This window comes from Cupriavidus sp. 207A1, from assembly GCF_057798955.1.
Genome location: NZ_JBYOJO010000005.1, coordinates 210,013 through 223,392 on the forward strand (window position 1 = coordinate 210,013; position 13,380 = coordinate 223,392).

At 70.9% G+C, this 13,380-nt stretch carries 10 protein-coding genes; 6 read left to right on the plus strand and 4 right to left on the minus strand.

The annotated features are described in order from the left end of the window. Positions 1 to 18: 18 nt before the first annotated feature. Genes AC3FMM_RS11280 through AC3FMM_RS11290 form a run of 3 tightly spaced genes read left to right on the plus strand, consistent with a single transcriptional unit; the run spans position 19 to position 3,940 of the window. Positions 19 to 561, plus strand: a complete 543-nt coding sequence (locus tag AC3FMM_RS11280) for a (2Fe-2S)-binding protein (RefSeq protein WP_115713516.1) — start codon at positions 19 to 21, stop codon at positions 559 to 561. Further along, positions 558 to 1,658 carry an FAD binding domain-containing protein gene (locus tag AC3FMM_RS11285; protein WP_488686610.1) on the plus strand — a complete coding sequence of 367 codons (1,101 nt, stop codon included), beginning with the start codon at positions 558 to 560 and terminating at the stop codon, positions 1,656 to 1,658. Before AC3FMM_RS11280 ends, AC3FMM_RS11285 begins: the two co-directional genes overlap by 4 nt. After that, complete coding sequence (locus tag AC3FMM_RS11290; protein ID WP_488686612.1) at positions 1,655 to 3,940, plus strand: xanthine dehydrogenase family protein molybdopterin-binding subunit; 2,286 nt, start codon at positions 1,655 to 1,657, stop codon at positions 3,938 to 3,940. Before AC3FMM_RS11285 ends, AC3FMM_RS11290 begins: the two co-directional genes overlap by 4 nt. Positions 3,941 to 3,956: 16 nt before the next feature. Here the strand turns inward: AC3FMM_RS11290 and AC3FMM_RS11295 are convergent, their stop codons facing one another. The 3 genes from AC3FMM_RS11295 to AC3FMM_RS11305 form a co-directional block, all read right to left on the minus strand. Continuing rightward, a complete protein-coding gene (locus AC3FMM_RS11295) occupies positions 3,957 to 4,865 on the minus strand; it encodes a DMT family transporter (protein WP_115713513.1) in 909 nt (302 codons plus the stop codon). Between the two features lie 75 nt (positions 4,866 to 4,940). Beyond that, positions 4,941 to 6,260: a type II toxin-antitoxin system HipA family toxin gene (locus AC3FMM_RS11300; RefSeq protein WP_488686613.1), complete on the minus strand. Its 1,320-nt coding sequence runs from the start codon at positions 6,258 to 6,260 to the stop codon at positions 4,941 to 4,943. After that, complete coding sequence (locus tag AC3FMM_RS11305; protein WP_172581835.1) at positions 6,257 to 6,544, minus strand: helix-turn-helix domain-containing protein; 288 nt, start codon at positions 6,542 to 6,544, stop codon at positions 6,257 to 6,259. Before AC3FMM_RS11305 ends, AC3FMM_RS11300 begins: the two co-directional genes overlap by 4 nt. Before the next feature lie 301 nt (positions 6,545 to 6,845). Here AC3FMM_RS11305 and imuA point away from each other — a divergent pair, with 301 nt between their 5' ends. The 3 genes from imuA to AC3FMM_RS11320 are packed head-to-tail and all read left to right on the plus strand — an operon-like array spanning position 6,846 to position 12,719. Continuing rightward, positions 6,846 to 7,766 carry a translesion DNA synthesis-associated protein ImuA gene (gene imuA / locus AC3FMM_RS11310; protein WP_488686614.1) on the plus strand — a complete coding sequence of 307 codons (921 nt, stop codon included), beginning with the start codon at positions 6,846 to 6,848 and terminating at the stop codon, positions 7,764 to 7,766. Beyond that, positions 7,699 to 9,258 (plus strand): Y-family DNA polymerase, encoded by a 1,560-nt coding sequence (locus AC3FMM_RS11315; RefSeq protein WP_326347101.1) that lies wholly within the window; start codon positions 7,699 to 7,701, stop codon positions 9,256 to 9,258. Before imuA ends, AC3FMM_RS11315 begins: the two co-directional genes overlap by 68 nt. Beyond that, positions 9,255 to 12,719, plus strand: coding sequence for an error-prone DNA polymerase (locus tag AC3FMM_RS11320; RefSeq protein ID WP_488686615.1), 3,465 nt, complete (start codon positions 9,255 to 9,257; stop codon positions 12,717 to 12,719). Before AC3FMM_RS11315 ends, AC3FMM_RS11320 begins: the two co-directional genes overlap by 4 nt. Positions 12,720 to 12,828: 109 nt before the next feature. Here the strand turns inward: AC3FMM_RS11320 and AC3FMM_RS11325 are convergent, their stop codons facing one another. Continuing rightward, positions 12,829 to 13,155: a DUF1484 family protein gene (locus AC3FMM_RS11325; RefSeq protein WP_414247801.1), complete on the minus strand. Its 327-nt coding sequence runs from the start codon at positions 13,153 to 13,155 to the stop codon at positions 12,829 to 12,831. Positions 13,156 to 13,380 lie beyond the last annotated feature (225 nt).

The window sequence follows — 13,380 nt, forward strand, 5'->3', positions numbered from 1 at the left end:
GACCCAGCGGAGGCGCCCATGGCACTGGAAGACCCGCTTGCTCCCCCGGCATCCCAGGCCGGCGCACTGCAACAGATCCCCACCACGCTGCACATCAACGGCATCACCCACGAGCTGCTGCTGGCGCCGTGGGTGATCCTGCTGGACCTGCTGCGCGAGCAACTGCAGCTCACCGGCACCAAGAAGGGCTGCGACCACGGCCAATGCGGCGCCTGCACGGTGCTGGCAGGCGACAGGCGCATCAAGTCGTGCCTGTGCCTGGCCGTGTCCTATGACGGCGCCGACATCACCACCGTGGAGGGGCTGGCCGATCGCGACACGGGTGCGCTGCATCCGCTGCAGCAGGCCTTTATCGACCACGACGCGTTCCAGTGCGGTTATTGCACGCCGGGGCAGCTGTGCTCCGCCGTGGGACTGCTGAACGAGCATCCGCCGGCAAGCCGACAGGAGATCCGCGAGCGCATGAGCGGTAACCTGTGCCGCTGCGGCGCGTATGCGCAGATCGTCGAGGCGATCGCCGAGGTCGCCGGGCTGACTGACCACGACCAGGAGCCATCATGAACCCGTTCCGCTATGAGCGCGCGGCCACGGTGGAAGCGGCGCTGCAGTCGATCGCCGCCGCGCAGCGGGACGCCGGCGTGCAAAGCCTTGGCGACGACCACGCGCCGCACTTCCTGGCTTCCGGCACCAACCTGATCGACCTGGTGAAGGGCGGCATGATGCATCCGGCCGCGCTGGTCGATGTCAGGCAACTGCCGCTGCGGATGATCGAGGCCACGGCGGAGGGCGGGCTCAGGCTCGGTGCGCTGGCCAGCAACGCCGATACCGCGCAGCACCCGCTGGTGCGCGGGCAGTATCCGCTGCTGCGCGCGGCGATCCTGGCCGGGGCCTCGGCGCAGATCCGCAATATGGCGACCAACGGCGGCAACCTGCTGCAGCGCACGCGCTGCTATTACTTCTACGATCCGGGCGTGCCCTGCAACAAGCGCGATCCCGGCAGCGGCTGCCCGGCGGCGACCGGGCTGGCACGCCAGCATGCCATCCTGGGCGCGAGCGAGCATTGCGTCGCCACCCATCCGTCCGACATGTGCGTGGCACTGGCGGCGCTGGGCGCGGTGGTGCACGTGGCCTCGGCCAGCGGCCGCCGCGAGATTCCGTTCCATGAATTCCATCGGCTGCCGCAGGACCGCCCGCACATCGACACCACGCTGCGCCCCGACGAACTGATCACCCACATCGTGCTGCCTCCCGCCGCCGAGTTCGCGCGCCGTGCCTGTTACCTGAAGATCCGCGAGCGCGCGTCGTTTGCGTTCGCACTGGTGTCGGTGGCTGCCGCGCTGGACCTTGCCGACGATGGCACCGTGCGCGCCGCGCGGCTGGCACTGGGCGGCGTGGCCCACAAGCCGTGGCGCGATCCCGAGGCCGAGGCGCACCTGCAGGGCCGGCCCGCCACGGCCGAACACTTTGCCGCCGCGGCCCGCTTCCTGCTGCGCGATGCGCGCGCCTGGGGCGGCCCGGCCGTGCCCGAGAGCCTGCCGGGCAACAGCTTCAAGATTGCGCTGGCCGAGCGCGCGATCGTGCGCGCGCTGGAAATGGCGGTCGCCGGCGTGCTGAGCAATACCGGCGAAGACGCCTTCAGCGAGGAGGAGCAGCCATGAACGATCCGATCCCGCAATGCACGCCGCGCGCACGCCCCGGCACCGGCCCGGTCGGCATCGGCACGCCGGTCCCGCGCCTCGATGGCGTGGCCAAGGTCACCGGCACGGCGCGCTATGCCGCCGAGCATCCGGCCTTCGACCTCGCGCACGGGGTGGTGGTGAACAGCACCATTGCGCGCGGACGCATCGTGTCGATCGATTGCAGCGCGGCGCTGGCGGTGCCGGGCGTGCTCGAAGTGCTGACCCATGAGCGCCGCCCGCGCGTGCGCTCGCTCGACCTGTTCTACAAGGACATGGTCGCGCCCGCCGGTTCGCCGTTCAAGCCGCTGCACGACGCGCGCATCTGGTACAGCGGCCAGCCGGTCGCGCTGGTGGTGGCCGAGACCTTCGAGGCGGCACGCCATGCCGCGACGCTCGTGCGCGTGCGCTACCAGGCGTGGCCGCACGAGACCAGCCTGCTGGAGCACCTGGGCCGCGCCGGCAAGCCGATGCGCTTCAAGGCGGGCTATTCCGGCCCGCCCAGGGCGCGCGGCGATGCCGACGCCGCCTTCGCGCGCGCGCCTTTCAAGGTCGACGCGGAGTTCTACAGCGGCGTGGAACACCACAATCCGATGGAGATGCACGCCACCACGGTGATCCGCGGCGGCGACGGCCACCTGACCATCTACGACAAGACCCAGGGCTCGCAGAATTCGCGCTGGATGGTGTCGCGGGTGTTCGGGCTGCCCAAGCGCAAGGTCACGGTGCGCAATGAATACGTGGGCGGGGCGTTCGGCTCGGGGCTGCGGCCGCAGTACCAGCTGATCCTGGCGGTGATGGCGGCGCTGGCGCTGGAGCGCTCGGTGCGCGTGGTGCTGACACGGCCGCAGATGTTCACCTTCTGCCACCGGCCCGAGACCTGGCAGCGCGTCCGGCTGGGTGCCGACGCCGATGGGGGGCTGGTGAGCCTGATCCATGAAGCCGTGGCCGAGACCTCGCGCATGGAGCACTACGTCGAGGTGGTGGTCAACTGGTCCACGCAGCTCTATGCCTCCGAGAACAGCCGGCAGGACTATCGACTGGTCGACCTGGACCAGCCCACCCCGGCCGACATGCGTGCGCCGGGCGCCGCGCACGGCGTGCATGCGATCGAGGTGGCGATGGACGAGCTGTCCTATGCGGTGGGGATGGACCCGCTGGCGCTGCGGCTCAAAAACTACGCCGAGCGCGACGGCGCCAGCGGCCTGCCGTTCTCGAGCAAGGCACTGCGGGAATGCTACGCGCAGGGCGCGCAACGGTTCGGCTGGGCCGGACGGCCACCGCAGCCGCGTTCGATGCGCGCTGGCCACGAACTGGTCGGCTGGGGCATGGCCAGCGGCACCTGGGACGCGCTGCAGATGTTCAGCCGCGCCCGCGCGGTGTTCCGCGCCGACGGCCGGCTCGAGGTAGCCAGCGCCGCCACCGACATCGGCACCGGCACGCTGACGGTGATGAGCCAGATCGCCGCCGCGTCGCTGGGCCTGCCGCTGGAGCAGGTGACGTTCGTGCTGGGCGATTCGGAGCTGCCGGTGGCGCCCGTGGAAGGCGGCTCGTCGCATGTGGCCACGGTCGGCAGCGCGGTCGACGGCGTGTGCGACAAGCTGCGCCGGATGCTGTGGCACATGGCGCGGCGCATGCAGGGCTCCGGCTTCGAGCGCGCGCGCTACGAGGACCTGGTGTTCGCGCACGGCCAGGTCAGCCTGCGCGGCGGCCCCGACCCCGACGCGTCGTTGCCGCTGACCGGCATCATGGCAGCGGCCCGGCGCGAGCAGATCGAGGCATCGTTCCTGCAATTGCCCAATTTGTTCAAGCAGAAGCAGTACACGCGCGCCGCGCACTCGGCCGTGTTCTGCGAGGTGCGCGTCGACGAGGCGCTGGGCACCGTGCGCGTGACGCGCGTGGTCAGCGCGGTGGCGGCCGGGCGCATCATCAACCCGAAGACCGCGCGCAGCCAGATCCTGGGCGGCATGGTGTGGGGCATCGGCCAGGCGCTGCACGAGGAAACGCACAGCGACCATGCGCTCGGCCGCTTCATGAACCGCAATATCGCCGAGTACCACATCGCCTCGCACGCCGATATCCAGGACCTGGACGTGATCTTCGTCGACGAGGACGACCGCGTGGTCAGCAGCCTCGGCGCCAAGGGCGTGGGCGAAATCGGGCTGGTCGGCGTTGCCGCCGCGATCAGCAATGCGATCTATCACGCCACCGGCAGGCGCTTGCGCAGCACGCCGATGACGCCGGACAAGGTCATGGCGCGCTGAACGGGGCTGGCCGCCGTCAGCGCCGCTGCGCCAGCCAGATGCCCGCCGCGATCGCGGCCAGCCCGACGCCGTGGTACCAGCGCGGCCAGTCGCCCAGCAGCACCGTCGACAGCAGCGCGGCGAAGACCGGCGTCAGCGTGATGAAGAACACCGGCAGCTGCGCGCCCGCGCGCGCGATGGCGCGGTCCCAGGCAAAATAGGCCAGCAGCGACGGGATGGTCGCGACATAGAGCAGGATGCCCGCGACCTTGCCGTTCCATTGCAGCGGCTGATCCAGCGTCAGCAGTTCCCATGCCGTCACCGGCGCGCTGGCCAGCACGCCGGTGACGATCTGTGCGAACAGCAGCACCGGCAGGGGCAGCGCGGGACGTTGCTTGCGCAGCAGCCAGGTGTAGGCGCTCCAGGCGATGGTGGCCGCCAGCATGAACAGGTCGCCGGGCACCAGGTCCAGCTGCGCCAGCCGCGCCAGTTCGCCGCGCACCAGCACGAAGGTCACGCCGACCATGCACAGCAGCGCGCCGGCGACATGCCAGGGCCGGACCCGTTCGCCGAAGCACAGCGCGCCGATCACGATCAGAAACAGCGGCGTGGAGGCGCCGATCAGGGTCACGTTGATCGGCGTCGAGCTGGTCAGCGCCAGGTACTGCAGCGCGTTATAGCTGGCGATCGACAGGATGCCCATGGCGGTGATCACGCCCGCGTGCCGGCGCAGCACCGCGCGGTGCTCGACCACGCCGCGCCAGGCAAACGGTGCCAGCAGCATGCCGGCCAGCACCCAGCGCGCCCAGTTCAGCGCGACCGGCGGCACCGTGCCGGCGGCAAGCCGGCCCACGATGGCATTGCCGGCCCAGCTCAGCGGGGGAAAGGTCAGCAGGAACAGGGTGGTCCAGTCGATGCGTCGGGGGCTGGGGCTGCTGGCGGACATGAGGCGAGGTCGATGGGTGGATGGCGCATTATCCGCGATGGCGATGCTTTAGGTGCCGCCACGCGGCGCGGGCACTCACCGGCGCTGGCGCGCGATGCGCGCCCCCCGCAGCGGCGCCCCGCGCGCGGGGACGACCACGCGGATGGCCGGCGGGGCGTCGAGCTCGTCCAGCAGGCGCGGCCAGCGGGCATGCGCCAGCGCCACCGCTTCCCTGACCGCGGCGGTGGCGATGCGGCGCGGCACGCCGGCTTTCTCGGCGATCGCCTCGTACATGGCCAGGGTTTCCTCGCGCTGCAGCCGGTCGATGGCGACGTTCTGGCCGTACGAGGCAAAGCCGGGCAGCGCGGCCACGCAGACGATGTCGTACGCCGGCGACAGCACCGGCAGCACGCCGTTGGGGTAGATCACCGAGAAGTTCTTCAGGTGCGCGTCGCTGTTGCCGATCAGCGTATTGACCGCCTGGCGCAGGAAGAACTGCCGCACATGCTCGACCCCGCTCGGGCTTAGCCGGTACAGCGTGGCCACCAGCTGCACGTAGCCGTCGATGCTGGCGTACTTGCGGGCCGGCATGCGGCCCAGCATCTGGCAGCCGTCCTCGGCATGGACGCGCCCGGACGGGGTACGGTCGAAGCGGTCGACGGCAAGGTAGTGCAGGTCCTCGCCCAGGGCCTCGGCCAGTCCCTCCACCGCGATGGTCGACATGGGCAGCACGCGCGTGGCCGCGACATGCACGCCGGCGGCGGCCGCGAGCTGCATCGAGACCGATTCGTTGAACACCTGCGCGTCGTCGTTCCGGGCCGGCAGCTTGGCGATGATGTCGGACAGCTTGCCGTGGCTCGGCAGCGTGTAGCGCTTGCCATCCTGCACCGTCGACAGCGCCAGCTTGTTCTGCACGCCGGACACCGACGCGGCCCCTTGCGTGGCGCCCTCGACCACGGCGATCTCCAGGTTGTCGGCGCCGCCGGTCACGCCATAGGCGCGGGCATAGGCGGGCAGGGCGTCGATGTCCGCCGGCCGCACCACCACGGCCCCGGGCAGGTCGTTGCCGGCCGAGGCCAGGATGCCGAAGTCGTCCTTGTCTTCGGGGTGGCTGCGGGTGGCTTCCAGCCGCTTGCGCAGCTCGCCTTCGGGCAGCAGGCCGGCAAAGTAGGGCGGCAACTCATGGCCGGTGTTGTAGACCGCGGGATGGAAGGGGTTGTCCAGCACCTCGGCGGTGGCGCGGCGGCCGGCTTCGGTCGGCACCGTGATCGACAGGCTCAGCGTGGGGCGGTCGGTGTCGCCGCGGAATTCATCGGCGGGCACGAAGCGGACATTGCCGCCGGCCTCGCACAGGTAGCCGCAGAGCCGGTCATATAGCCGAACCTCCAGAAAGCGGGGATGCAGGGCGTAGCTCATTCCTGTTCCAGGAAGATGTCGAGCGCGGCGCGGGCGCCACGGTCGGGGCCGCCGCCCTTGCCTTCCAGCACCTGGCGGACTTCGGCAAGGCGTTCGTTGGGCACCAGCACCCACTGCGCGTCGAGCGCGGCGGCCAGCGCTTCGAGCGTGGAAGCGCGGCTGTCCTTCTTGCCGAGCAGGATGGCCGACAGGTTTTGCGCCGCCATGCCGAGGATCCGGCCGAGTTCGCCCAGGCTCTTGCCCCTGGCTTCGCGCAGCTGACGGCATTGGGAGATTAATGACATAGCATTAGTCAACGAGAAAAATCATTCTTTGGAATGATACCTGCCTTGATGGACCTCGTGCATATCATTCGATAGAAGCTTTTTTATAAGATAATCATTCTATGGAATGATAGTGCATGGCAACTTCAGTGGCCAAAGACCTGCGTGCGCGAGAGGGCTGGCGCCTCGTCGAGAGGCTCCGCAGTGCCGCTGCCTCCACCTCCTTCCGTTACCCCTTGCCTTGTCACCGATACTGTATAAATATACAGTCATCGTAAATATCCTAAATCCTCGCCCTGCCGGCGAGCGACGTTAACTTCACATGACTGCGCCATTGCATGCAGCCCCGCCCAGGGCGGCGGAGGGTCTGCCTTTCCCTGCGCCGGCGGCCTCAGGGCCCGCCTGGCCTGCTGCGGCCGAGCGCCAGCAGGCGCTGTCGGCGCTCGAGCAGCGCTATCCCGGGCTGTGGCGGGCCGGCCAGCTGGGCCGCGCCGGCGGGGCCGCGGTGTGCCCGACCGGGTATGACGCGCTGTCGGCGGAACTGCCCGGCGGCGGCTGGCCGGCCGGCGGCCTGACCGAACTGCTGACCACGCAGGGCGGCGCGGGGGAAATGCGCCTGCTGCTGCCAGCCCTGCGCACGCTGGCCGGGGCGGGGCGGCGCATTGCGCTGGTGGCGCCGCCTTACCTGCCCAATGCGATGGGGCTGGCCGCGGCCGGGCTGCCGGCGCGGCAGTGCTACTGGGTGCGTGCTCCGGCCGAAGCGGCCAGGGCCGCGCAGCAGGCCGACATGCTGTGGGCCGCCGAACAGGTGCTGCGCAGCCAGGCCTTTGGCGGCGTGCTGGTGTGGCTGCCGGCGGCGCGCCCCGAGGCGCTGCGGCGGCTGCAGGTGCTGGCGCAGGCCAGCGACGCGGTGGCCTGGGCATTGCGCCCGGCCACGGCGCTGCGCGAGTCGTCGCCCGCGGTGCTGCGGCTGCTGCTGGCGCCGCTGCCCGGCAACATGCTGTCGATCACCTTCCACAAGCGCCGCGGGCCGGTGCGGGACACGCCGCTGCTGCTGCGCCTGGACGGCATGGCGGCGGCCACGCGCGCGGCCGCCTGGCCGGTGCCGGCAGGGGCAACTGCGGCGGTGCCCGCCGGGCCCGAACCGCTGGCGCAGTCTTCTCAGCTTTCATCCGATGCCGTACTGGATCGCGGTGCACCTGCCGCGCCTGCCCCTGGACGCGCTGCAGCCCAACTGGCCTGAGCTGGCGCCCGCGAGCGTGTCCACCGCCACCCTGCACCATGCGCTGCCGGTGGCGGTGATGGCGCGCGAGCAGGTGGTGCTGGCCAATGGTCCGGCGATGCAGCTGGGCGTGCGCTATGGCATGCGCCGCGGTGGCGTGCAGGCCCTGTCGGCCGATATCGTGCAGCTGGAGCGCGACCCGGCCGCCGAAGCCGCGCTGATGGAAGCGGTGGCGCTGGCGCTGCTGCGTTTCACCCCGGGCGTGACCGTCGACGAGGAGCCGGAGTCGGCCACGCTGATGCTCGATGCCGGCGCCAGCCTGCGCCTGTTCGGCGGCCATCGCGCGCTGTGCCGCGCGGTGCGGGCCTGCGTGCGCCAGCTGGGCACCGTGGCCCAGGTGGGCTGCGGCCCGACCGCGCACGGCGCCGCCTGGCTGGCACGCCAGCCGCTGCGGCGCACGCGGCGCGGCGTGGTGCGGCCCGGCCGCCGGGCGGTGGGCATGGCGCGCCTGCACCGGCTGCTCGACCGCCTGCCGGTGGAGGCGCTGCATACGCTGGCCGATCCGGCCTGGCTGGACGGCATCGGCTGCCGCACGCTGGGCGAGGTGCGGCGCCTGCCGCGCGCGGGCCTGACGCGCCGGCTGGGCCCGGCGCTGCTGGCGCGGCTGGACCAGGCCTATGGCGAGGCGCCGGCGCGCTTTGTCTGGTTCGTGGCGCCGCCCGCGTTTGCGCAGCGCATGGACCTGCCGGGCCGGATCGAATCCGCCGAAGCCGTGCTGGCCGGCGCGCAGCGGCTGCTGCTGGCGCTGGCGGGCTGGCTGGCGGTGCAGCAGGCTGGCGTCACGCGCTGCGTGCTGGTGCTGGAGCATGAGCGCTACCGGCGCGGCGCGGCGACCGAAGGCACCCCGGTGCCACTGGGCCTGGCCCAGCCCAGCCGCGATCCCGCGCACCTGTCGCGGCTGCTGCGCGAAAAGCTCGACCAGCTCAGCTTCCATGCCCCCGTGACCGGCCTGGCGCTGCGCGTGGAAGCCATGGCCGCGTGCGTGCCGCAAAGCGATGCGCTGTTCCCCGAGCCCGGCGGCACGCCGGAAGACCTGGGCCGCCTGCTCGATACGCTGATGGCGCGGCTGGGCCGCGACAACGTGCTGCAGCCGCGCCCGCTGGCCGACCACCGGCCCGAGCGCGCCAACCGCTGGTGCCCGGTCGACGAGCCCGCTGGCAAGCCCGCCAGCCTGCCCGAGCCGCAGCCGGAGCGCCCGCTGTGGCTGCTGCCGCAACCGCTGCCGCTGCCGGTGCAGCGCCACCGGCCCTGCCACGGCGGCCCGCTGGCGCTGCTGAGCCGGCCCGAGCGCATCGAGGCCGGCTGGTGGGACGGGGCCCTGGCCACGCGCGACTACTTTATCGCCGAGCGCGCCGACGGCCTGCGCTGCTGGATCTTCCGCGAGCGTCCGGGCCATGCCGCGCAGGACGATGGCGGCGAGTATCGCTGGTTCCTGCATGGGTTGTTCGCATGAGCGCGCCGCCCTTGCCCCCCTCGTTGCCTGCGTCCTTGCCGGGTTTGCTGCCGGCGCTGCCGGATTACGTGGAGCTGCACTGCATCTCCAACTTCACCTTCCTGAGCGGCGCCTCACACCCGGGCGAACTGATCGAGCGCGCCTTCGGCCTGGGCTACCGCGGGCTGGCGCTGACCGATGAATGCTCGGTGGCCGGCACCGCGCGCGCGCACGATGCCATCGAGACCCTGCGCAAGCGCCTGCACGACGCGGTGGCGCGCAGCGCGGCACGGGTCGCTGAGGGCGTGGATGAAGGTGTCGATGACGGCGCCGATGACGGCATCGATGAACCGCTGCTCGACGACGCCGATGCCTTCGGCAACGGCGACGACGATCCCGGCTTCCACGCCAGCCGCCACCAGCGGCTGCAGGCGCTGGCCCGCGCCGCCGATGCGTTCTCGCTGCTGATCGGCAGCCGCTTCAGCCTGATCCCGGCCAATGGACCGGAACAGGCGCCGCTGCGGCTGGTGCTGATCGCGCAGCACCGCGAGGGCTTCGGCAACCTGAGCGAGCTGATCACGCTGGGCCGCCGGCGCGCGCAGAAGGGCAGCTACCGGCTGCATCCCGAAGACCTCGCCGCGCCGGCCGGCGACATCGCCCACCTGCGCGGCATGCCCGGCTGCGTGGCGCTGCTGCTGCCCGACTATTGCGCCGAGCCGGAACGGCTGCTGGAGCAGGCCGAGTGGTGCCGCGCAGTGTTCGGCGAGCGCGCCTGGATCGCGCTGGAACAGTTGCAGGGCCATGCCGATGCCTTGCACCGCGCGCGCCTCGAAGCGGTATCGGCGCAGACCGGCGTGCCGCTGGCCGCGGCCGGCGCGGTCACCATGCATGTGCGCTCGCGCAAGCCGCTGTCCGACGTGCTGACCGCGATCCGGCTGGGCCAGCCGCTGGCCGAATGCGGCATGGCGCTGGCGCCCAATGCCGAGCAGCACCTGCGCATGCGCCAGGTGCTGTCGCGCCTGTACCCGCGCGAGGCGCTGGCGCAGACGCTGAAGATTGCCGAGACCTGCGATTTCTCGCTGGGCACGCTGCGTTACGAGTATCCCGAGGAACTGGTGCCGCCCGGCGAGACCCCGATCTCCTATCTGCGCAAGGAAGTCGAGCGTGGCAAGCGCGAGCGCTTTCCCAACGGCCTGAAGCCGGAGTGGGAAGCGCAGTTGAAGGAAGAGCTGGAGCTGATCGAGGAAAAGCACTACGAGCCGTTCTTCCTCACGGTGCACGACATCGTGCGCTTTGCGCGCTCGCGCGGCATCCTGTGCCAGGGGCGCGGCTCTGCCGCCAATTCGCTGGTGTGCTTCTGCCTGTATGTGACCGAGGTCAGCCCCGAGCAGGCCAACCTGCTGTTCGGCCGCTTCCTGTCGCGCGAGCGCGACGAGCCGCCCGATATCGACGTGGATTTCGAGCACCAGCGGCGCGAAGAGGTGATCCAGTACATCTACGACAAATACGGCCGCCATCGCGCCGCGCTGGCGGCGTCGCTGATCACCTATCGTTCGCGCAGCGCCCTGCGCGACGTCGGCCGCGCGCTCGGCATCGACGCCAGCGTGGTGGAGCAGGTAGTCAAGGGCCAGGCATGGTGGGACGGCGGCCCGGGCTTTGTCGACAAGATCGCCCGCTACGGGCTCGATCCCGAGTCCCCGGCAGTGCAGCAGTGGGCCAGCCTGACGGCGCAGCTGCGTGGCTTTCCGCGCCACCTGTCGCAGCACGTGGGCGGCTTCGTGATCGCGCGCCACAAGCTGTCGCGGCTGGTGCCGATCGAGAACGCGGCCATGGCCGACCGCAGCGTGATCCAGTGGGACAAGGACGACCTGGAGTCGCTGGGCCTGCTCAAGGTCGACGTGCTGGCGCTGGGCATGCTGTCGGCGATCCGGCGCGCGCTGGAGATGATCCCCAACCCCAGCCGCAATCCGGCGCGCGCGGGGCTGCCGGCGCGCATGGAGGACATCCCGAAGGAGGACAAGCCGACCTACGACATGATCTGCCGGGCCGACACCATCGGCGTGTTCCAGATCGAGTCGCGCGCGCAGCAATCGATGCTGCCGCGGCTGCAGCCGCGCGAGTACTACGACCTGGTGGTGGAGGTGGCGATCGTGCGGCCGGGCCCGATCCAGGGGGGCATGGTCCATCCGTACCTGAAGCGGCGCGAGGCCTTTCGCCGCACGCAGAAGCCGCCGGTCTACTTCAACCAGGTAATCGAGAAAGTGCTGGGCCGCACCCTGGGCGTGCCGATCTTCCAGGAGCAGGTGATGCAGCTGGCCATCGACGCGGCGGGTTTTTCGCCGGGGCAGGCGGACCAGCTGCGCCGCTCGATGGCGGCATGGCGGCGGCGCGGCGACCTGCGCAAGCACCAGGACGCGCTGGTGCGGGCGCTGACTGGCAAGGGCTATCCGGAATCCTTCGCGCTGGCGATCTGCAAGCAGATCGAGGGGTTTGGCGAATACGGCTTTCCCGAAAGCCATGCGGCCAGCTTCGCCAAGCTGGTGTACGTGAGTTCGTGGCTCAAGTGCCACCATCCGGCGGCCTTCCTGTGCGCGCTGCTGAACAGCCAGCCGATGGGCTTCTATTCGCCCTCGCAGCTGGTGCAGGACGCGCGCCGCCATGATGTGGAGGTACTGCCGGTGGATGTCACCATCAGCCGCTGGGACAGCACGCTGGAGCCGGTGGCGGAGTCCGATGCGGCCATCATTCGGCAGGAGCGGCCGCCGCATCCGCGCGTGCGCCTGGGCCTGGGCCGGGTCAAGGGCATGCGCGAGGCCGCGGCGCTGCGCATCGAGGCCGCGCGCGCGCAGCGTGCCTTCGACAGTGTCGAAGACCTGGCGCTGCGCGCCGGCCTGGACCGCCACGACATCGACGTGCTGGCCGCCGCCGACGCGCTCGCGCCGCTCGCCGGCAACCGCCGCCAGGCCCGCTGGCAGGCGCGCGCCGCGGCCGCGCATGCCGCACACCGCGACCTGCTGTATGAAGCGCCGCCCGCCGAGGCCGCGCTCGCGCTGCCGGCGCCGCGCCTCGGCGAAGATGTGACCGCGGACTATGCCAGCCTGGGGTTGTCGCTCAAGTCGCACCCGCTGGCGCTGCTGCGGCACAAGCTGGCGGCGATGCGCTTCGTCACTGCCAGCCAGCTCGAACGCTGCGCCAACGGCCGCCGCGTGCGCGCCTGCGGCATCGTCACCGTGCGCCAGCGCCCGTCCACCGCCAGCGGCACCATCTTCGCCACCATCGAGGACGAGACCGGCAGCATCAACCTGATCCTGTGGCCCGACCTGGTCGAGCGCCAGCGCAAGGAGGTGCTGGGCGCCACGCTGCTGGGCGTGGTCGGCACCTGGCAGCGCCAGGGCGACGTGCGCCACCTGGTGGCCAAGGAACTGGTGGACCTGAGCCCGATGCTGGGACGGTTGATGGTGGGGAGCCGGGATTTCCATTGAGACGCACGGCGCCAATGAGGGAGATGCAAACGGCGCGAGACCAGTTGGCTCGCGCCGTTTGCTTTTCAGCGCTGCTCATCCGTCGGGCGGGTAAGCAGGCTCTCCCTGGTCAGACCAACGCCTGCAGGCGATCTGCGCTCTCGTCCAGCTGTTGCTTGAGCGGCAAAAGCAGGGCGTGGAGGCCGATGCCTTGGGGGATGGTGTCGCTCTGCAGGTCCAGCAAGGTCAGGAAGGACTGAAGGCCGGCGCTGACGCGCAGGATGTCGTCAGTGGCCTCGCGGATTTGCTCCTCCAGGGTGACGGCTTTGCTGGGTGGGGGCGGAGCGGCTTTGGCGTGGGGGCGGGCCTGGGCGCGCTCCACTTTGGCCACGTTTTCGGCCAGTTGAGCTTTTTGGGCGAGAGTGGGCTCCTGGGGAGCCGGGGTTGTGCTTTGCATTGCAACCTCCAAGTGTGAGTGACGGAGGCTCGCGGTCCGCTGCTAATCGGGTGGGCGAGCACAGGGCAGGGTTAGCAGACCGGGACACTCGGAAACCCGGCGAGCCCGAGGGCTCCCCAGCCAAGGCTCGCCCATTGTGCATGGGCGTGCGAAGGCGTGTAGAAGAGGGGGGGGGGGGGGGGGCCCCCTCGGGGGGGGTGGGAGGACGGGGGGGGAACAAGAGAG

Coding starts and splice junctions, on each gene's coding strand:
- AC3FMM_RS11280 (WP_115713516.1), top strand. CDS start 19: ATGGCACTGGAAGACCCGCTTGCTCCCCCGGCATCCCAGGCCGGCGCA.
- AC3FMM_RS11285 (WP_488686610.1), top strand. CDS start 558: ATGAACCCGTTCCGCTATGAGCGCGCGGCCACGGTGGAAGCGGCGCTG.
- AC3FMM_RS11290 (WP_488686612.1), top strand. CDS start 1,655: ATGAACGATCCGATCCCGCAATGCACGCCGCGCGCACGCCCCGGCACC.
- AC3FMM_RS11295 (WP_115713513.1), bottom strand. CDS start 4,865: ATGTCCGCCAGCAGCCCCAGCCCCCGACGCATCGACTGGACCACCCTG.
- AC3FMM_RS11300 (WP_488686613.1), bottom strand. CDS start 6,260: ATGAGCTACGCCCTGCATCCCCGCTTTCTGGAGGTTCGGCTATATGAC.
- AC3FMM_RS11305 (WP_172581835.1), bottom strand. CDS start 6,544: ATGTCATTAATCTCCCAATGCCGTCAGCTGCGCGAAGCCAGGGGCAAG.
- imuA (WP_488686614.1), top strand. CDS start 6,846: ATGACTGCGCCATTGCATGCAGCCCCGCCCAGGGCGGCGGAGGGTCTG.
- AC3FMM_RS11315 (WP_326347101.1), top strand. CDS start 7,699: ATGCCGTACTGGATCGCGGTGCACCTGCCGCGCCTGCCCCTGGACGCG.
- AC3FMM_RS11320 (WP_488686615.1), top strand. CDS start 9,255: ATGAGCGCGCCGCCCTTGCCCCCCTCGTTGCCTGCGTCCTTGCCGGGT.
- AC3FMM_RS11325 (WP_414247801.1), bottom strand. CDS start 13,155: ATGCAAAGCACAACCCCGGCTCCCCAGGAGCCCACTCTCGCCCAAAAA.